Origin of the sequence: Kribbella sp. NPDC058245, assembly GCF_042882005.1 — a bacterium.
GTDB lineage: Bacteria > Actinomycetota > Actinomycetes > Propionibacteriales > Kribbellaceae > Kribbella.
Genome location: NZ_JBHVWY010000002.1, coordinates 363,468 through 383,315, shown reverse-complemented (window position 1 = coordinate 383,315; position 19,848 = coordinate 363,468). Strand labels below are relative to the sequence as shown.

General features: G+C 67.5%; 16 protein-coding genes. 11 read left to right on the top strand and 5 right to left on the bottom strand.

Features of this window, described 5'->3' with window-relative positions; all coding sequences use genetic code 11:
• The first annotated feature begins 35 nt into the window (after positions 1–35).
• A complete protein-coding gene (locus ACFVWG_RS05295; RefSeq protein WP_391541883.1) occupies positions 36–821 on the top strand; it encodes a sulfite exporter TauE/SafE family protein in 786 nt (261 codons plus the stop codon).
• Between the two features lie 134 nt (positions 822–955).
• On the opposite strand, the gene ACFVWG_RS05290 is transcribed toward ACFVWG_RS05295, so the two are convergent.
• Positions 956–2,104 carry a cytochrome P450 gene (locus tag ACFVWG_RS05290; protein WP_391541882.1) on the bottom strand — a complete coding sequence of 383 codons (1,149 nt, stop codon included), beginning with the start codon at positions 2,102–2,104 and terminating at the stop codon, positions 956–958.
• Between the two features lie 17 nt (positions 2,105–2,121).
• Positions 2,122–2,856, bottom strand: coding sequence for a hypothetical protein (locus ACFVWG_RS05285; protein WP_391541881.1), 735 nt, complete (start codon positions 2,854–2,856; stop codon positions 2,122–2,124).
• Between the two features lie 203 nt (positions 2,857–3,059).
• On the opposite strand from ACFVWG_RS05285, the gene priA reads away from it, so the two are divergent.
• The 6 genes from priA to ACFVWG_RS05255 all read left to right on the top strand — a co-directional run bounded on the left by priA (position 3,060) and on the right by ACFVWG_RS05255 (position 13,886).
• Complete coding sequence (gene priA, locus ACFVWG_RS05280; RefSeq protein WP_391541880.1) at positions 3,060–3,833, top strand: bifunctional 1-(5-phosphoribosyl)-5-((5-phosphoribosylamino)methylideneamino)imidazole-4-carboxamide isomerase/phosphoribosylanthranilate isomerase PriA; 774 nt, start codon at positions 3,060–3,062, stop codon at positions 3,831–3,833.
• Positions 3,830–6,133, top strand: coding sequence for an HAD-IB family hydrolase (locus ACFVWG_RS05275; RefSeq protein ID WP_391541879.1), 2,304 nt, complete (start codon positions 3,830–3,832; stop codon positions 6,131–6,133). Before priA ends, ACFVWG_RS05275 begins: the two co-directional genes overlap by 4 nt.
• Positions 6,130–7,329: a zinc-binding dehydrogenase gene (locus ACFVWG_RS05270; protein ID WP_391541878.1), complete on the top strand. Its 1,200-nt coding sequence runs from the start codon at positions 6,130–6,132 to the stop codon at positions 7,327–7,329. The genes ACFVWG_RS05275 and ACFVWG_RS05270 overlap by 4 nt, the downstream gene beginning before the upstream one ends.
• Before the next feature lie 33 nt (positions 7,330–7,362).
• Entirely contained in the window at positions 7,363–8,943 is a 1,581-nt protein-coding gene (locus ACFVWG_RS05265) for a lactate racemase domain-containing protein (protein ID WP_391541877.1), read from the top strand.
• Positions 8,943–9,878 carry a lysophospholipid acyltransferase family protein gene (locus tag ACFVWG_RS05260; RefSeq protein WP_391541876.1) on the top strand — a complete coding sequence of 312 codons (936 nt, stop codon included), beginning with the start codon at positions 8,943–8,945 and terminating at the stop codon, positions 9,876–9,878. The genes ACFVWG_RS05265 and ACFVWG_RS05260 overlap by 1 nt, the downstream gene beginning before the upstream one ends.
• 531 nt (positions 9,879–10,409) lie before the next feature.
• On the top strand, positions 10,410–13,886 hold the full coding sequence (locus tag ACFVWG_RS05255; protein ID WP_391541875.1) for a phosphatidylinositol-specific phospholipase C domain-containing protein: 3,477 nt from the start codon (positions 10,410–10,412) through the stop codon (positions 13,884–13,886).
• Between the two features lie 47 nt (positions 13,887–13,933).
• Here the strand turns inward: ACFVWG_RS05255 and ACFVWG_RS05250 are convergent, their stop codons facing one another.
• The 3 genes from ACFVWG_RS05250 to ACFVWG_RS05240 form a co-directional block, all read right to left on the bottom strand.
• Complete coding sequence (locus ACFVWG_RS05250) at positions 13,934–14,320, bottom strand: hypothetical protein (protein ID WP_391541874.1); 387 nt, start codon at positions 14,318–14,320, stop codon at positions 13,934–13,936.
• Positions 14,317–14,643, bottom strand: coding sequence for a hypothetical protein (locus ACFVWG_RS05245; protein WP_391541873.1), 327 nt, complete (start codon positions 14,641–14,643; stop codon positions 14,317–14,319). Before ACFVWG_RS05245 ends, ACFVWG_RS05250 begins: the two co-directional genes overlap by 4 nt.
• A 102-nt stretch (positions 14,644–14,745) precedes the next feature.
• Positions 14,746–16,272 carry a M1 family metallopeptidase gene (locus ACFVWG_RS05240; RefSeq protein WP_391541872.1) on the bottom strand — a complete coding sequence of 509 codons (1,527 nt, stop codon included), beginning with the start codon at positions 16,270–16,272 and terminating at the stop codon, positions 14,746–14,748.
• Positions 16,273–16,393: 121 nt separating this feature from the next.
• Between ACFVWG_RS05240 and hisF the strand changes: the two genes are divergently transcribed.
• The 4 genes from hisF (at position 16,394) to ACFVWG_RS05220 (ending at position 19,793) form a co-directional block, all read left to right on the top strand.
• Positions 16,394–17,155, top strand: coding sequence for an imidazole glycerol phosphate synthase subunit HisF (gene hisF / locus ACFVWG_RS05235; protein ID WP_391541871.1), 762 nt, complete (start codon positions 16,394–16,396; stop codon positions 17,153–17,155).
• Positions 17,152–17,625: a MarR family winged helix-turn-helix transcriptional regulator gene (locus ACFVWG_RS05230; protein WP_391541870.1), complete on the top strand. Its 474-nt coding sequence runs from the start codon at positions 17,152–17,154 to the stop codon at positions 17,623–17,625. Before hisF ends, ACFVWG_RS05230 begins: the two co-directional genes overlap by 4 nt.
• Before the next feature lie 78 nt (positions 17,626–17,703).
• On the top strand, positions 17,704–18,213 hold the full coding sequence (locus ACFVWG_RS05225) for a MarR family winged helix-turn-helix transcriptional regulator (protein WP_391541869.1): 510 nt from the start codon (positions 17,704–17,706) through the stop codon (positions 18,211–18,213).
• Positions 18,213–19,793 (top strand): MFS transporter, encoded by a 1,581-nt coding sequence (locus tag ACFVWG_RS05220; RefSeq protein WP_391541868.1) that lies wholly within the window; start codon positions 18,213–18,215, stop codon positions 19,791–19,793. The genes ACFVWG_RS05225 and ACFVWG_RS05220 overlap by 1 nt, the downstream gene beginning before the upstream one ends.
• Positions 19,794–19,848: the final 55 nt, after the last annotated feature.

The following is a 19,848-nucleotide window of genomic DNA, read 5'->3' as shown; positions in this document are numbered from 1 at the left end:
GTAAAGGTTGTTCGGGACAATGGCATTACCAGAGAATGGTGCGTGTGCCTGATATCTCCACCTGGACCCTGATCTTTCTCGTGCTGGCCGCCTTCTCGGCGGGCTGGATCGATGCTGTGGTCGGTGGGGGAGGGTTGCTGCAGCTCCCGGCGATGCTGCTGGGGCTGCCGAACGCCTCACCGGCGCAGATCCTGTCCACCAACAAGATCTCGTCGTTGTTCGGTACGGCGACGAGCGCGGTCACGTTCGGCGTCAAGGTGCGGCCGGACAAGCGGACCGTGATCCCGCTCGCGATCCTGGCCGGGCTCGGATCGGCGGCGGGGGCGCTGGTCGCGACGCAGATCCCGATGTCGTGGTTCAAGCCGATCGTGCTGGTACTGCTGCTCGGCGTCGCGATCTACACGGCGATGAAGCCGACGCTCGGGGCGCGGACCGCGTTGCGGTTCGACGGGCGCGAGCACTATCTCGCGGCATGTGGCGTCGGCGTCGTGATCGGCTTCTACGACGGCGCGGTCGGGCCGGGTACGGGTTCGTTCCTGATCTTCGCACTGGTCGGACTGCTCGGGTACAACTTCCTGCAGGCGAGCGCCAAGGCCAAGATCGCCAACGTGGCCACGAACCTCGGCGCGATCGGCATCTTCGCTCTGCACGGCGCGCCGTTGTGGCAGCTCGGTCTGATCATGGGCGCGGCCAATATGGTTGGCGGTCTGCTCGGAGCGCGCACGGCGGTGGCTCGCGGCAGCAAGTTCGTCCGCGTCGTCTTCCTGGTGGTCGTCTCCGGCCTGATCCTCCGCCTCGGCTACGACGTCTTCTTCAGCTGAACTCAATGGGCACTCCCGCTGACGTGTGGGTGCGTACCCCCAGTGGGGGGCATGAACAGGCAATACCTTGTTCAAGGCCCCCAGTTGCTGTTCAAGCCCCGGGTTGTGGACCGTTGTCCTGACGCCGGACGGGATCATCCCTTCCACGCGACGTTGAGCGCGGGCACCTTGCGGAACACGAGTCCGCGAGGGGCTGGTGAGTCGGGCTGGAGTTGCAGGTCGGGAAGGTCCAGTACGGCGGCGACCGCGGTCTGTGTTTCGAGTCGGGTCAGGTGCATGCCGAGGCAGATGTGCGGGCCGCTCGCGAAGGCGAGATGGCGGCGCGCGTTGGTTCGCCGTACGTCGAAGATGTCGGGGTCGGTGAAGATCTCGGGATCGCGGCCGGCTCCGGCGAGCGAGACGACGACGAGGTCGCCGCGGCGGATGTGGGCGTCGGCGAGCTCGATGTCGCGGGTCGCGTAGCGGTCGACGACGGCCGCGGCGGGTTCGAGGCGGAGGGATTCCTCGAGGGCGTTGGGGAGGAGTGTGGGGTCGGCCCGGACGAGGGCGAGCTGGTCGGGGTGGGTGAGGAGATGCCAGAGGGCGTTGGTGATCATGCCCTCGGTGGTCTCGATCCCGCCGAACATCAGTACGGCGGCGTTCGCCACCACCTGGTCGATGGTCAGGTCGTGGGCGGCGGTGGACAGCAGCCCGTCGGATTCGATGCCTGAGGCAACGTGTTTGTGGAGTTCGGCGAAGGCGGCCGCGCCTTCGGGGGTGACCGCGCGGCCGGCGGCAACGCCCGTGACCGAGTCGGAGATCGCGGTGTACCAGTCGAGGACAGTGGCGGCGGAAGCCTGGGGGAGGCCGAGCGAGTACGCGACGACCGCCACGGAGAGCGGGCCGGCCAGCGTCGTCCGCAAATCGGCGGACCGGCGTTCAGGGTGGCCGTGCAGACCAGGTACGGCGGCGGTGGCCCGGAGTGCGGTGACGAGGTCGGCGACTGTTTGTTCTACCGGTTGGGTGAAGCGGCGGCGGGTTTCTGCCAGGCCGAAGGGGGACTCGAAGGGAGCCCGATGGGTGGTGTGGGCCGAGCCGTCGAGGGAGAGCATGGAGGGACCGACCACTTGAGCCGTGGAGAAGCGCGGGTCGTCGACGGTGAAGGTCTCCGGATCGCGCAGGACCGCGAGGGCCAGCGTGCGTGAGGTGACCACCCAGCCCTGGAGCGCATCGACCCAGCCGACCGGCCGGACAGCGGCCAGTGCGGGATGCGGGTCGAGTTCCAGGTCTGCCAGGGTGGTCATACCCACGAGCCTACGTTTTACGAGGCACCGACCACCTTGAAGTTCGCGTCGACGAAGATGTGGTGCGGCCAGTTCACGCCGACGTAGTGCACCTCGTACTCACCGCTGCTGAGCTGGACGACACGATCCACGACGCCACCCGGGTAGGCAGCGAGGGCGGCTTCGGTCGCCTTGTACGCCGTGTCCCCGCTGACGATGGTTCCGGATCCCTCGGTGTAGTTCGCCGGGATCGCGCCGGCCTGCTTGGCCGCACTCGGCGCACCGCGCTCGAACGGAACCACGCCGGCCGCGGTGGATGCCGCCGTACTGCCGACGTCTGCCGACTGGACGATCACCTGGGCAGCGGTGATGGCGGTCCCGTTCGCAGTGCCGAGCACCAGCACGGTCGCGCCTTGGGCGACGATGCTTGCGGTGGCCTTGGCTGTTCCGTTCAGGTACGTCGTCGAGTCGGACCGGGTGATGGTGACAGCCTGGCCCGCGCCGGTCGTCAGCGTGAAGCCGGTGTCGGACACCTCGGTGATGGTGCCGGCGGTGCCACCCGCGGCCGCGCCCGATCGAGCGTTGGACCCGCCCTCGCCGCCCGCTCCACCAGGTCCCGGCGGTTGCGCGGTCGACGACGAGGACGACGACGGGGTCGACGACGGCGTCGACGATGCGGACGTCGAGGCCGAGCAGGCGGTGGCGAAGCCGAGGACGGCAACCATCAGGCCGGCGACGACCATCCACCTCTTCTTCAGTGACGCTGTGTTCATGGTGAGACTCCTATCGGTGCTGTGTCACCGACAGTGCCGCGCGTCCTTGCGAGATCCCTGCAAGCTACCTGGGGGCTTGCTGTGAGTACCTGTTCCAGGTAGACCACTTACTCCACTGGTATTGCTGAGACAGATTGATTCTGAGTGATTCAGGAGGGCAGTGGGTTACGAAACGGCCATCAACGCCCTCTAGGGTGTGGCCCATGTCTGTGTCTGATTCGGCCCCCACCCCACCGCCCCGGGCTGGCAATCTGGTGCTGCTGCCTGCCGTCGATGTGGCGGACGGTCAGGCGGTTCGGCTGGTGCAGGGTGCGGCGGGGAGTGAGACGTCGTACGGCGAGCCCTTGGCGGCGGCGCTGGCGTGGCAGGAGGCTGGGGCGGAGTGGGTGCACCTGGTTGACCTGGACGCGGCGTTCGGGCGCGGGAGCAACCGTGAACTGCTGGCCGAGGTGACCGGGAAGCTGGATGTGCAGGTCGAGTTGTCGGGCGGGATCCGCGACGACGACTCCCTGGAGGCTGCGCTGGCGACCGGTGCCCGTCGGGTAAACATCGGTACGGCGGCGCTCGAGGACCCGGTGTGGTGCGACCGGATCATCCAGCAGTACGGCGACCGGGTCGCGATCGGGCTGGACGTGCGGGGCCGGACGCTGGCCGCGCGGGGCTGGACGAAGGAAGGCGGTGACCTGTACGAGGTGCTCGAGCGGCTGGAGACGGCCGGCTGTGAGCGCTACGTGGTCACCGATGTGACGAAGGACGGCATGCTGCAGGGGCCCAACCTGGACCTGTATCGCGACCTGTGTGCGCGCACGGACAAGCCGATCATCGCCTCGGGTGGCGTCTCGAGCCTCGACGACCTGCGCGCGTTGAGCACGCTGGTCCAAGACGGGGTCGAGGGCGTCATTGTGGGTAAGGCTCTGTACGCCGGCGCGTTCACTCTGACCGAGGCACTCGAACTCACGCGTGGAGGCGACAAGTGAGTCTGGCCGACCAACTGAAGGACAAGAAGGTCCTCGTTACCGGGATCACCGGTTTCGTCGGTGAGGCACTGCTGCACCGGATGATCGGCGATCTGCCCGGCACGACCGTGGTGGCGATCATCCGGCCGAAGGGCTCGCTGACCGGCGCCATGCGGATGGCGCAGTTGCTGAAGAAGGACATCTTCAAGCCGTTCTACGGCGAGGGCACCCCGTACGCCGATGCCGAGGCGCTGACCGCGGCCCGGATCGAGGTGGTCGAGGGCGACCTGTCCGACGTACCGGCGCTGCCGAACGATCTCGACATCGTCGTGCACTGTGCCGGCGACGTCAGCTTCGACCCGCCGATCCACGAGGCGTTCACGACCAACGTGCTCGGCACCAAGAGCCTGCTGGAGCGGATCGACGAGAGCCGGCAGGGCACGGATCGCAAGATCCACTACGTGCACATCTCCACCGCTTACACGGCCGGTCGCCGGCGCGGCGCGATCCCGGAGGCGTCGGTCGACCACACCGTCGACTGGCGGGTCGAGGCCGAGGCCGGGATGTCGATGCGGCCCCGGATCGAGGAGCAGTCGCGGTCCGCGCCGATGCTGGCCAAGTTCCGCAAGGCGGCCGAGAAGATCCACCGCCGCGCCGGTCACCTGACCGCGGCGGCCGACACCGAGCGCCGCCGTACCGAGTGGGTCGCGAAGCGGCTCGTCGACACCGGTACCGAGCGCGCCCGCAGCCTCGGCTGGACCGACTGCTACACGTTCACCAAGGCGCTCGGCGAGCGCGTGGTGGAGGAGTTCTCGGCGAAGTTCCCGACCTCGATCGTCCGGCCGGCCATCATCGAGTCCGCGGTCGAGAGCCCGCACCCGGGCTGGATCGAGGGCTTCAAGATGGCCGAGCCGCTGATCCTGGCCTACGGCCGCGGTGAGCTGCCGGAGTTCCCGGCCAGCCCGGACGCGGTGATCGAGATCGTCGCGGTCGACCACGTGGTCGGCGCGATCTGCGCGGTGATGGCGACCGAGCCCGAGCTGAACAAGCCGGAGTACTACCACGTCGGCTCCGGCGCCCGGAACCCGCTCACGTTCGAGCAGCTGTACAAGGGGATCCGCGCGTACTTCTCCAAGCACCCGTTCGACCTGGGCGAGCGCGGCGCGGTCCGGCTGCCGGTCTGGAAGTTCCCCGGTGGCGACTCGGTCGAGTCGATGCTCCGGTACGGCGAACGCGCGCACAAGATCGCGGACGCGGTCGTCACGCGGGTCCCGCGGGGTGAGCGCGCCCGCAAGTTCGCTCGCGAGCTGGACGTGCAGAAGCGCCGGATCGACTTCCTGCGCCGTTACATGGACCTGTACTCCGAGTACGCGCAGGTCGAGCTGCAGTTCATCGACGACAACGTGCTCGCGCTGCACAACGCGCTCGAGGGTGACGACCGGGTGAAGTTCGCCTGCGACACCGCGGTGGTCGACTGGCAGCACTACATCCAGGAAGTGCACTGCCCGAGCATCACCGAGTCGATGCGCCGCCTCGACGTCGTCCGCAAGAAGCGGAACAAGGGGCTGGCCGAGACCGCGGGCGTCCTCAAGAAGGTGAAGCCTTCCGACGACGGCGAGATCATCGCCGCGTTCGACATGGACGGCACGCTGCTGTCGTCGAACGTGATCGAGACCTACCTGTGGATGCGGCTGCCCGAGCTGGACGGTCCGCAGCGGGTCGGCGAGATCGGGCAGATGCTGCGGCGCCTGCCGAAGCTGGTCTCGGCCGAGCGCAAGGACCGCGGTGCGTTCCTGCGCGCGATCTACCGCCGGTACAAGGGTGCCGACCTGGAAGAGCTCAACCGGATCGTCGACGAGATCCTCGCCGAGCACGTGCTCGAGCGCCTGAGTGGCGCTGCGGTACGGCGGATTCGGGAGCACCGGGCTGCCGGGCACAAGACGATCCTGATCACCGGAGCGATCCGGCCGCTGACCCGTCCGCTGGAGCCGTTGTTCGACGAGATCGTCGCGGCGGAGCTGGCCGTCGACGACCGCGGCCGCTGCACCGGCTACCTGTCCGGGCCGCCGCTGGTCGGTGAGGCCCGGGCCGCGTGGATCAAGCACCGCGCCCGGACCGGCAACATCGATCTGTCGAAGTCCTTCGCGTACGCCGACAGCCACTCGGACCTGCCGATGCTGGCAACCGTCGGCAACCCGGTCGCCGTCTCGCCGGACGTCTCGCTGTTCCGCGCCGCGCGGGCGGGGCGCTGGCAGATCGTCGACTGGAAGACCCCGTCCACTTCGTCCCGTCTCGAGCTTCCGGGGGTGAACGCCCGATGATGCTGGCCCTTGAGATGTACCGGTCGCCGGCCAAGTACCTGGCGGCCAAGGCGGTCGGCGGCCGCATCCCCAGCGTGCTGACCGGACCGGCGGCGCCGCTGCGCCTCGTCACCATCAACGAACCGAAGGCCGATCGGGAGGGCTGGGCACGGATCCGGCCGATCCTGTCCGGGATCTGCGGCTCGGACCTCGGCATGGTGTTCGGCTCGACCAAGATGTACTTCTCCGCCGTGGTATCGCTGCCGTTCGTGCCCGGTCACGAGGTCGTCGGTGAGCTGCTGGACGACTGCGAGGACCTGCCGAAGGGCACCCGGGTCGTCATGGACAGCGTCCTGACGTGTGCCACCCGCGGCGTCGAGCTGTGCGAGGGCTGCGTGTCCGGCCACACCAACCGGTGCGACCGGATCACGGTCGGCCACCTCAAGCCCGGTCTGCAGACAGGCTTCTGCCAGGACACCGGCGGTGGCTGGGGCAACGTGATGATCGCTCACCGCAGCCAGCTGTACGCCGTACCGGAGGGGCTGAGCGACGAGCGCGCCGTACTGGTTGAGCCGCTGGCAGGTGCTGTGCATGCTGCGCTGCGTGCCAACGTGCAGGCTGGACAGTCGGTGCTGATCAGTGGCGCCGGTGCAGTCGGTCTGTTCGCCACGCTGGCGATCCGTGAGCTGACCCAGGCCGGCCGGATCACCGTGGTCGCCAAGCACGCCAAGCAGCGCGAGCTCGCTCGGGCGTTCGGCGCCAGCGATGTGGTCGCGCCTGATGAGGTGTTCCGGGGCGTGCGCCGCGCGACCGGTGCGTTCCGGCTGAAGCCGGACCTCGGCGCCAAGGAGTTCCTGCTCGGCGGTGTCGACGTCGCTGTCGACGCGGTCGGCAGCAAGGACTCGATCGACACCGTGCTGCGGGTCACCAAGGCCGGTGGCCGGGTGGTCCTGTCCGGCATGCCGTCGACCGGTGTCGACCTGTCCCCGGTGTGGTTCCGGGAGCTGGAGGTGGCCGGAACCTACGCGTCCTCGACGTCGGAGCCGAACGGCCGCCCGGCCTTCGAGACCGCGCTGGAGCTCGCCGCGAAGGCCCCGCTGGACGGGGTCGTCGGGGCCAAGTACCCGCTGTACCGCTGGCGTGAGGCACTCGACCACGCGCATTCGGCCGGCCGCCTCGGCACGGTCAAGGTTGCTTTCGATGTGAGGGCCTCATGAGGGCGCCCGCCGTACGACGAGAGGGTTTCTGACATGTCCCGGCCAGGTTTTGTGCTTGAGGTGGACGACCGCACGCCGCCGTTGATCGTGCACAACGGTGAGGGCTTCCTGCTGGAGCGGTTCCCGCTCGGCACCCGCGTGGTGTACCCGCCGGAGGCACTGCCGGCGGTGCGCGACGTGGAGGAGGCGATTCAGAACGCGCTGCTGAACCCGATCGAGTCCGAGCCGCTGCCCGAGCTCCTGCACGCGGGGATGCGGCTGACGATCGCGTTCGACGACATCTCGCTGCCGCTGCCGCCGATGAAGAAGCCGGACATCCGCCAGCGCGTGATGGAGGCGGTGCTCGAGCTGGCCGCCCAGGCCGGGGTCGACGACGTCGAGATCATCTCGGCCAACGCGCTGCACCGGCGGCTGACGCCGAACGAGCTGCGCGACATCGTCGGCGAGCGGATCTTCCGGTCGTTCTTCCCCGAGGGCAAGCTCTACAACTTCGACGCCGAGGACGCCGGCAACCTGACCCACCTGGGCCAGACCCGGCACGGCGAGGACGTCGAGATCTCCAAGCGGGCGGCCGAGTCCGACCTGCTGGTCTACGTGAACGTGAACCTGGTGGCGATGGACGGCGGCCACAAGTCCACCTCGATCGGGCTGGCGTCGTACAAGTCGCTGAAGCACCACCACAACAGCCACACGATGATCCACTCGCGGTCCTTCATGGACCACAAGGCCTCGAAGATGCACCACTCGGCCTGGCGGATGGGTGAGGTGCTGACCGAGCACGTCAAGGTCTTCCAGATCGAGACCACGCTCAACAACGACCTGTTCACCGGCGGCCTCGGGTTCCTGCAGAAGCGGGAGTGGGAGTGGTCGCTCAAGGACCAGGCCTCGATGCTGGGCGCCAAGCGTGGGCTGGCCGCCGCGGGCAGCAAGATCCGGCACAAGATCTACACCGACGTGCGCTCGCCGTACGGGCTGACCGGGATCAACGCCGGCAAGATCGAGCCGGTGCACGAGAAGACGCTCGAGATGGTGCACCGTCAGCACCTGGTCGAGGTGCAGGGGCAGGCCGACGTCGGCGTCATCGGCGTGCCGTACCTGAGCCCCTACAACGTGAACTCGGTGATGAACCCGATCCTCGCCGCGGTGATGGGGATGGGCTACCACTTCAACTCGTACAAGGGGAACCCGATCGTCCGCAAGGACGGCGCGCTGATCCTCTACCACCCGGTGCCGTACGAGTTCAGCCAGCTGCACCACCCGTCGTACGTCGACTTCTTCGAGGAGGTGCTGTCGGAGTCCACCGACCCGGCCACCATCGAGGCGAAGTTCGAGAAGCAGTACGCCGAGGACCCGTGGTACATCCACCTGTACCGGACGTCGTACGCGTACCACGGCGTGCACCCGTTCTACATGTGGTACTGGATCAGCCACGCCCTGGACCACTGCGGTGACATCGTCTGGGTCGGCGCGAACCGCAAGACGGTCGAGCGGATGGGCTTCCGCTCCGCCTCGACGCTGCAGGACGCGCTCGAGATGGTCAGCCACTCGGTCGGCCGGTCGCCGTCGATCACCTATCTGCACAACCCGCCGCACCTGATCGCGGACGTGCACTGATGGGGAACAGCTTGGTGAAGTTCGCCTCCGAGACCACGAAGGACGTCAAGCTGGTCGCGCGCGGCTGGCGCTGGGGCCGGCGGGCGCAGGTCCCGCGCTCGGCCGAGCCGTACGTCGTACCGAAGGAGACCTCGGTCTTCCCGACCAAGTGGGCCCGTACGCCGGGTGCGATCGCCGTTCGCGATCTGCTCCAGAAGGGCCCGCTGAACGCGATCGTCAACGGCACCGTCAAGCCGCAGGTGAGCGGGCTCGACTCGCTGCTCAAGCTCGACGGCCCGGCGCTGATCGTGGCGAACCACTCGTCGCACCTGGACACGCCGCTGTTGCTGCTGTCGTTGCCGGACGCGATGCGTCGCCGTACGGCGATGGCGGCGGCCGCCGACTACTTCTTCGACACCTGGTGGCGGGCGGCCGGTTCGGCGATCGTGTTCAACACGTTCCCGATCGAGCGTCGCGGCGGCAAGCTCAGCGCGACGCCCGGCGACCTGCTCGCCGACGGCTGGAACGTCGTGGTCTTCCCCGAGGGCACCCGCTCCCCGGACGGCTGGCTGCAGCGCTTCCGGATGGGCGCGGCCTACCTCGCGGTCGAGCACAACGTGCCGGTGATCCCGGTCGGCATCAAGGGCTCGTTCGCCGCGATGCCGCGCGGCCGCGGCTGGCCGGTCCCCGGCCGCCCGACGGTCGCAGTGCGGTACGGCGACCCGCTGCACGCCGCCGAGGGGGAGAGCCCTCGTGACTTCGCCCCGCGCATCGCCGCCGCCGTCGCCGCGCTGCTCGACGAGGAGTCGACCACCTGGTACGAGTCCCGCCGCCGCGTCGCCGCGGGCACCTCGCCCGCCCAGACCGGCCCCGACACCTCCGCCCGCTGGCGTCGCGTCTGGGAATCCACCCGCCCGGTCCAGGCAGCCGACAGCCGCCGCAAAGCCTGGAAGTAGTCTGACGCGGCGGCCGACCTGACGGTAAGGGTTGACTCGGGTCGGTCGTCTCGCGAGGGGCGATCGAGAAGGTCAGGAAGTAGACCCCGGTCAGCCGCCGCTCCCCTTGCCGTTGCACCCGGCTAACGTCCGAACGACCGGAGTGCCCGTCTCCGCGTTTTCGGACGTTAACGGGGGGATTCAGCCAACGTCCGAAGGACCGGAGTGCCCGTCTCCGTGTTTTCGGACGTTAGCCTGTGACGACCGCAGGTGTCCCCGGGAGTTGCTCGCTTTGTGGAACATCCTGGTCGCCTATTGCCCATTTGTTACCACAAAGGCGGCTTCGCCCGCCTTCGCATCACCAGCCCCGGCAGCAAACACCACAACGTCCGAAGACACGCCGACCAGGTACTGCGGGTGTTCGGACGTTGGCGTGGGATTGGAGCGTTACAACGTTGTGGGATCGTTTCCAGGGGATTGTGGGAGCGCTTTCATGGGGCCTATGCTCGTCGCGTTCGACGTCCGCCCCCTGTCGACCGAAGGTGAAGACCCATGCCCAGATCCCGGCTGCTTCTGGCTGCCGTGACAACGCTCGCGATCACCGCCGCATCGCTGGTGATGACGAGTGGAGTTGCCTCCGCTAACGAGTACTACAACAGCATCGAGAGCGCCTCGGCCTCGAACGTCGACTGGATGAGCCGCGTCCCCGGCGACACCACGCTCGACAAGCTCTCCGTCCCCGGTACCCATGACAGCCTCGCGCTCTGCGGGTACTCCGGTACTGGCGGCGACAGTTGTGACCCTGTGACCACCAGCATCACCAAGACCCAGGAGAACCACGGGTACAGCGCGCAGACGCTGACCACGCAGTTCAACGCCGGGATCCGCGCCATCGACATCCGGGTCCGCGTGGACAAGGGCGATGCCGGGATGAGCTTCACCGTCCACCACGGGACCTACTACCAGTGGGCGAACTTCACCGACGTACTGACGAAGGCGCGGGACTTCCTCGCCGCGCATCCACGCGAGACGATCCTGCTGCATCTGAAGGCCGAGTGCACCGGTGAGACCGGGTCCTGCAACGACGCCGACGGCTACGGGAACGACGAGTGGCGGCTGAAGACGCTGCGGTCGTACCTGGAGGGCAAGGCGTACACGGGTGACGGCGACAACTCGAACCCGGCGACCAACTGGAGCAGCCTGTTCTGGGCGCCGTCGGTGACCGGTACCGACCAGGCCGACACCCCGAAGCTGAGCGAGACGCGCGGCAAGATCGTGCTGACGACGTTCCGCGGTGTGCGGGGTGGGATCTACGGCGGCTACGGCCTGAAGATTCCGTATCCCGGCGGTGGGTCCAACGACGAGTGGGTCCAGGACGACTACCAGGTCGACGACATCAGCGACATCGACGACAAGTGGGAGAAGGTCCGCACCCATCTGCGCCGGACGAACGGCGTCTGGGACCTGAGCCGGCCGGGCGAGAAGGAGCACGTCTACCAGCCGAACTCGATGTACGTGAACTACACCAGCGGTTCGGGTTCGGGCGCGCACCCGTTCACCGTCGCCGGTGGTACGCCGACCGCGAACGGCGTCAACGAGTTCCTGATCCAGTGCCTGCATGACACCGACGGCCGGTGTCCCGAGTTCTACCCGGGTCGTGACGACAAGTTCGGCGGTGAGCCGTCGATGTCGCGGACCGGCGTGATCATGATGGACTTCCCGGGTGGCGGGTTGATCGACGAGATCGTCGAGCGCAACCGCACCGGCCCGGATCCCGTGGACGACAACGGGGGAGTCGGCGACCCGATGGAGCAGCACCCGGGTGGTGACGACGGCGGCACGCGGCCTGCGTCGAAGACGACAGCCGCTGATTGCCGGCCGGACGGTCTGGCGACGACGCCGGGCGTGGCAACGCCGTACTGCAAGATCTATCAAGGGGACGGCCGGGAGTGGCTGGGCCAGGGTCGTGACCGCCGGGTTGTTGCCTACTTCAACGGTGGGCGGACCGGGGCCGACGGGACGCCGCACTATCTGGTGAAGAACATCCCGTGGTCGAAGGTCACGCATATCAACTACGCGTTCGCGTCCGTGAACAATAACCACATCAGCGTCGACGATGCGGCGACCACGATGGAGTGGCCGGGTCAGACGGGTGCCGAGATGGACCCGTCGCTGCCGTACAAGGGTCACTTCAACCAGCTCACGAAGTACAAGCGCCTGCACCCGCGGGTGAAGACGCTCATCTCCGTTGGCGGCTGGGCGGGGTCGGGTGGGTTCTACTCGATGACCACGAATGCTGACGGTTCGGTCAACCAGGGTGCGATCGACACGTTCTCGAGTTCGGTCGTGGACTTCCTGCGCACCTACGGGTTCGACGGGGTGGACATCGACTTCGAGTACCCGACCGTGCTGGACGACACCGGCAACCCCAACGACTGGAGTACGGCGAATCCGCGTCGCAAGGGATTGCCCACGTCGTACGCGGCCTTGATGAAGACGCTGCGCGATGCACTCAACCGGGCGTCTGTTGCCGATGACAAGTACTACCAGCTCACCTCGGCGTCCTCGGCCTCCGGCTACCTCGTGCGTGGCATGGCCAACCAGACTGCGCTGGACTATCAAGACTTCACCAACCTGATGGCCTACGACTACCACGGCACCTGGAACGACGTGGTCGGTCCGAACGCCGCGTTGTTCGACGACGGCAAGGACCCGGAACTCGCTGACCAGTACTCGACACCTGAGTACGGCGGGATCGGCTACTTCAACACGAGTTGGGCGATGAAGTACCTGCGCGGCGCCATGCAGGCCGGGCGGGTCAACATCGGCATCCCGTACTACACGCGCGGCTGGAAGAACGTCACCGGTGGGACGAACGGTCTGTGGGGCAACTCGCAGAAGAACGGTTGCGAACCAGGGACCGGCGTACGGCGTCCTTGTGGTGACGGCGCGATCGGGATCGACAACATCTGGCACGACGAGACGTCCAACGGCGGTGAGCTCGGCTCGGGGACGAACCCCTTGTGGCACACGAAGAACCTGGAGAAGAACATCTTCCCCAGGTACGCGCCGAACGTCGGCCTGGACCCGAATGACGCCGCTGACAAGCTGAGCGGTCAGTACTCCCGCTACTGGGACAACACCACGAAGACCTCCTGGCTCTGGAACAACGACAAGAAGGTGTTCCTGTCCACCGAGGACGAGCAGGGCATCGACGCGGTCACCGATCTGGTGAAGTCCACGGGAGCCGGTGGCGTGATGATGTGGGAACTCGGTGGCGACTTCGCGTGCCCCGATACAGTCGACGCCCAGCACCCCTGCGGGATGGGCTACACGCTGACCACGCGGCTCAACGAGAAGCTCGGCAATTCAGGTGCCTATGACAACAATCTCCGCAGTGGAAGCTCCGGTACGGCGCCTGCCGTGACAGCGAATATCAGCGTGGACATGGTCAACTACCCGACCGCCACGGCGAACCTCTGGCCGTTGCAGCCGACCGTCCGGATCACCAACAACACCGGCCGGACGCTCGGCGGCGGTAAGGACACCAAGCTGTCGTTCGACATCCCGGCGTCCACGTCCCCGCTGGTCAAGGACGTGAACTGGCAGACCGGTGACCAGGGAGGCCAGTGGCAGTTGACGTCCGGTTCGACCTTCCATCGGGTGAGCACGACGCTGGACTACTGCCAGATCATCCCGGCGGGGAAGACTCTTGATCTGCCGATCATCTACTTCCTCCCGATCACGGGCCCGGTGAACACGAGCCTGTCGATCGGAGGAACGGCGTACGCGCCGGTGACCGACAACCTCAAGGGACTCGGTACGGCGACCCCACCCGCCGGCGGATGTAGCGCCGGTAACTGGGACTCGGCCAAGGTCTACGACCCGACCACCCAAGCGGTCGAGCAGGTCACGGTGAAGTACAACGGCAAGGTCTGGAAAGCCAAATGGTGGACCCAGAACAACGCCCCGGGAACCGGGCCCGACCCCGACCACGAACCGTGGAAGCTGATCGGCCCGGCTAGCTGACCACCCGTCTGCGCGGTCGCCACAGGGGACGGCCGCGCAGTTCCGGGTCAGACAACCATGAGCGGTACGGCGATCCCCGCGGCATCGGCGAGCTTGCTGATGTCGCTGGGATCCGAGGTCAACACTGCTCCACCGTGGCTGAGTGCGGCCACCACCACGGCCGCGTCCACCACGTCCGCGGTACCTGACAGCGCCAGAAGCCGACCGACTGCCTCGGCTGTGTCGTCGGTGAAGGGGATCGTTTGACAGATCCTTCGCAGCGTGGCGATCGGTGCTTGTCGTGCGCTGGCACGCCACACCTGCGCGAGCACGACTGTCGGTATCTGCGCATGAATTCCGCTGTCCAGGGCATCACGGCACAGGCCGTAGACACGACCCCGCGGCTTGTTCTCCACGTGGATCAGCGCGCCGGCGTCCAGAATCAAGCCGGTCATCCCAGCCGCTTCTCTTCAGGCAGTCCGAGCAGACGCGCCAAGGCCGCTCTGCGGCTGGCCGCGTACTCCGCCGTTTCGGCCGCGCCGATGATGACACCGGCCTCCGCCAGTTGCGCGCGGCCGGCCTGCAACTCCTGCGGATCGGGCGTGCCGTAGGTCGCCTCGTACTCTTCGGCGGCCAGATGCGCTTCGGCCAGATTCGCCGCGGTCTCGGCGGCCTCGGCCAGCCAGGCGGACAAGGGGAGACCAGCCCGCTCGGCCGCCTGCCGGGCTCGGGTCGCGACGGTGTCCGGAAGGGAGACACTCAGCTTTTCAACAGCCATGATCCTACGGTACTACCCCGGTAGCACCGCCGTCGATTCGGTCTGGCTATCTGAACCGCCCGCCTGCTCGGCCACCCACGGGGGCGGCCGAGCAGATCCGGATCAGCCGTCGTAGCGGTCTCGCTGCACGTCGATGGTGCGCAGCGCCTTGGCGGTCGGCGGGGTGATGGTCCAGTCGGGGTGGTTCGGCATCGGAGGCTCCTTCGTGCCGTAGAGCCAGTCCTCGAGGAAGGGACGGACGGTCGGGTCGCCGGAGACCTGGGTGGCCAGGGCGATGTAGTCCTCGGTGGTGGCGGAGCGGTTCTTGAAGGTGCGCAGGTAGGCCAGCTGGATCTGGTTGAACTTCTCCAGCCCGATCTTCTCCGACAGCGCGAACAGTGTCAGCGTGCCACCGGTGTAGCGGATGTCGTCGAACAGGTGCGCGGCGTTCGGCTTCGCGACCGGGCCCGACTTGGCCCGCCAGATGTCGCCGTTGCCGTAGGTCTCCTTCATCCGGTCGAGCATGGTGGTCTTGCCGTGGGTGTCGGTCCAGCCGCGCTCGTACTGGTAGAGGAACGAGTAGTAGTTGGCGTTGCCTTCGTTCAGCCACAGGCTGCCCCAGTCGGCGGGGGAGACGCTGTTGCCGAACCAGCTGTGGGTGACCTCGTGCACCATGTGGGTGCCGATCTGGTTCTCCGGCCGCTTGAGGTAGTTCGGCTTGTAGAGCGTCAGCGTCTGCGTCTCCAGCCCGGTGAAGTCGAACGCGTCCGACGCATCGGAGTTCGCCGGCAGCAGGCCGTACGCCTCGAACGGGTACGGACCCAGCCGCTCCTCGACCCAGCCGAGCTGCCCCTTGGTGAGCTGCAATGCGGGCTCGAGGTCGGCCACGCGAGCTTTCGGTACGACGTCCCGCAGCCGCGCGCCGCCGGGCGTCGTACCGCGGTCGATCACGTCGAAGTCGCCGACGGAGATCTGCACGAGCTCGGTCGGCAGGGGCTCACGGGACTGATACGTGTACGTCGTACTGCCGTCGGCGTTGGGTTCTTCGCCGGTCTTGGACCCGTTGGCGACACCGATCGTGCCTGCGGGCGCGGTGACCTTGAAGGTGTAGCTCGCCTTGTCCGACGGGTGGTCATTGCCCGGGAAGACCGTGTGTGCGACGTCGGGCTGCGGCGCCGTACTGAAACCGTCCGGCGTTGCCACGAACCCGCCGAGCGGCGGCTTCAGCAGGCGCGGGTCGGCCTGGTAGTGCACCTTGACGGTGAAGGTCGAGCTGAGCTCGCCGGCTGGTGTGATCACCAGTTCGTGCCCGTCCTGCTGGTACTGCGCCGGTTCGCCGTCGACCTCCACGGTCCGGATGTCGAGCCCGTAGGAGTCCAGGTCGAAGGTGGTCAGGTGCTGGGTGGATCGCGCGTCCATCGTCATCGTGGCGTCGATGAGCTTGGTCGCGGCGTCGTACTTCATCTCGATCAGGTAGTGCTCGGCCTGGTAGCCGCCGTTGCCGAGGTTCGGGAAGACCGTGTCACCGACGCCGGGAGCGCCCGGTGTCCCTGTTCCGGCCGTGGACGCCGTGCTGATCGCGGCCGTCGACAGCAGGGCCAGACTCGCCACTGCCGCCGTGACGCCGATCCGGCGCACCGTTCGCTGCATGAACAACTACCTCCAGGGGATGGGGTTGCATCGGACAGTCTGATTCAGCGGACCGGCCAGGAGTTGGGAACACGGGACTATTCGACCGGGGTTTCAGGGGTCGCCCGATATCCTGGCCCGCGTGACTCTTGCCGTGCGAGTGATTCCCTGCCTGGACGTGGATGCCGGGCGGGTGGTCAAGGGTGTGAACTTCGTCGGGCTGCGGGATGCCGGCGACCCGGTCGAGATGGCCAAGGTGTACGACGCGGAGGGGGCCGACGAGCTCACCTTCCTCGACATCACCGCGTCCTCGGGATCCCGGGAGACGACGTACGACGTGGTCGGCCGGACGGCGGAGCAGGTCTTCATCCCGCTGACGGTCGGCGGGGGAGTGCGTGAGGTCGGCGACGTCGACCGGTTGCTGCGCGCCGGCGCCGACAAGGTCGGGATCAACACCGGCGCGATCGCGCGGCCGGACGTGATCAAGGAGATCGCGCACCGGTTCGGCAACCAGGTGCTGGTGCTGTCTCTCGACGTACGGCGTTCGCCCGGGCAGCCGAGCGGTTTCGAGGTGACCACGCACGGCGGCCGGCGGTCGGCCGGACTGGACGCGATCGAGTGGGCCCGGCGCGGCTGCGAGCTCGGTGCGGGCGAGATCCTGCTGAACTCGATGGATGCCGACGGCACCAAAAAGGGTTTCGATCTGGAGCTGATCGCGGCGGTTCGCGCGGTGGTCGACGTACCGCTGATCGCCAGTGGGGGAGCGGGTGCGCCCGAGCACTTCCCGCCCGCGGTCGAGGCCGGGGCGGACGCCGTACTGGCTGCCAGTGTGTTCCACTTCGGCGACTTCCGGATCGCCGACGTCAAGAAGGCGTTGCGCGACGCCGGGATCGTGGTCCGATGACCGAGACCACCCCCGAGGTCCAGCGGGCGCCCGAGCCGCTGGTCGCCGACATCGAGCAGCAGCTGTCCGCGCTCTTCCGCCGCGCCCGCTCGGCCTCGATGATGATGGCCCGCCGCGTGCACCCCGACATGGACGCGGCCGGGTACGCGCTGATCTCCCAGGTCGAGTTCATGGGCGGTGCCGGCGCCGGTGTCCGCGCCTCCGACGTCGCGCAGTCCCTCGGACTCGACAAGTCCACGGTGAGTCGTGGCATCACCCAGCTCGAGAGCCTCGGCCTGCTCGAACGTATCGGCGACCCCGACGACGGCCGCGCCCGCCTGCTCAAACTCACCGACGTCGGCGCCGAACGCTTCAACGCCCTGCGCGCCCAGCGCCAGCTCGAGTTCCGCGCCATCTTCAACGGCTGGAACCCCGACGACCTCTCCGACCTCGGCCGCCTCCTGGGCCGCCTGAACGGCGACCTGACCTGAGGTAACCCTCCGTGGCCGGACCGGTTCGCTCCGCACATATGGTTGCAGAAACCAACTATTCGTGTATATAGTTGAGTTATGCAACTAGCTCAGGAACCCCTCGTCCCGGGGGTAGAGCGGGACGCGTCGGCCTCGGAGCTGATCGAAGGGGTCAGCTCGTTGATCCGGGCCGTGCGCTGTATCGAGCACAAGCACCTGATGCCGGGCAACAGCGGCCTGCGCCGCTCCGACGCCAGTGTGCTGAAGGTCCTGATGGTCGACGGTGAGCAGCGCGGCGGAGAGATCGCCGCGAAGCTCGGCGTCGACGCGTCCGTCGTGAGCCGGCAGCTGACCACCCTCGAAGCCGACGGCCTGGTGAGCCGTCGGCCGGACCCGGCAGATGCCCGGGTGGGGCTGGTCCGGGTGTCGGACGACGGCAAGATCCGGCTGGAGGCCATGTACTCCGCCTATACCAAGCAACTGCGCTCCGCCTTGGCGGACTTCGACGATGACGCGCTCAGTGAGGCCGCCGGTGTCCTGAAGCGGCTGGCCCGCGCCGTCACCGAGGCCGCCGACTCCGTGAGGCGTTCACACACAACGGGAGACTGATGACTGTCACCGAGACCCGGAGCCAAGCGCCCAGCGCTCCGGAACTCACCCACCGCGAGATTCTCGAGATCCTGATCGGCCTGCTGGCCGCGCTGTTCACGGCGATGCTCAGCTCGACGATCGTCAGCAACGCGCTGCCGACGATCACCGCCGACCTGCAAGGGACCCAGACGCAGTACACCTGGGTGCTGACCGCGAGCCTGCTGGCCACCACGGTCTCCACCCCGATCTGGGGCAAGCTGTCCGACCTGATGAGCAAGAAGCTGCTCGTCCAGCTCGCGATCTCGCTGTTCGTGGTCGGTTCTGCTCTCGCCGGTACGGCGCACAACATGCCGTTCCTGATCGGCGCCCGGGTCCTGCAGGGGCTGGCGATGGGTGGCCTGATGGCGCTGGCCCAGTCGATCATCGGTGCGGCGATCCCGCCCCGTAACCGCGGCCGGTACTCCGGCTACATGGGTGCGGTGATGGCGGTCGCGACCGTATCCGGTCCGCTCATCGGTGGTGTCATCGTCGACACCTCGTGGCTCGGCTGGCGCTGGTGCTTCTACGTCTGCGTCCCGCTGGCCGTGATCAGCCTGATCATCCTGCAGAAGTACCTGCACCTGCCGCTGCTCAAGCGCAAGGTCCAGGTCGACTACCTCGGCGCGATCCTGATCAGCATCGCGGCCAGCCTGCCGCTGCTGTGGGTCACCTTCGCCGGTACGGACTTCGACTGGATGTCCTGGCAGTCCGCGCTCTTCGTCGTCGGCACGCTGGTCTTCGGGGCCCTCGCCGTCCTGGTCGAGAGCAAGGTCTCCGAGCCGCTCGTCCCGCTCAAGGTCGTCCGGGAGCGGACCACCGCCCTGGCGATCGTGGCCAGCCTGGCGGTCGGTGTCGCGATGTTCGGCAGCGCGCTGTTCCTCGGGCAGTACTTCCAGGTCGCCCGCGGTTACAGCCCGACCGAGGCCGGTCTGCTCACCATCCCGATGATGCTCGGTTCGTTCATCGGGTCGGTCGGATCGGGCCAGATGATCACCCGGTTCGGCAAGTGGAAGCGTTACTTGGTTGCCGGTGGCATCCTTCTGGTCATCGGCCTGGTGATCCTCGGCACGATCGACCACACCACGCCGTACTGGTATGTCGGTCTCGGCATGCTGTCGATGGGCATCGGCATGGGCATGATGATGCAGAACCTGGTGCTCGCCGTACAGAACACGGTGGACGTCTCGCAGATCGGTGCCTCGAGTGCGACGGTGTCGTTCTTCCGCAGCCTGGGTGGTGCGGTCGGCGTCGCGGCGCTGGGCGCCGTACTGGCTGCCCGGGTGAAGGACCTGATCCTGGCCGGCCTGCCGGCGAGTGCACGTGGTCAGGCGTCCGGGGGCGGGCAGAGCCTGCTCGACGTGAACCACCTGCCGCCGCAGTTGGCGGAGCTGGTTCGGCACGCGTACGGCGATGCGACCGGTCGGATCTTCCTGATCGCGGCCGCGTGTGCGGCGGTCAGCCTGATCGCGGTCCTGTTCATCAAGGAGGTTCCGCTGCGGACCACCGTGAAGAAGGTCGACGACATCGAGGACCTGGCTGACCGAGCCGTGCACGACTGATTCCTGAACCGGTCAGTGGTTAAGTTTGCGGTACAGACCACTGGCCGGAAAGGGT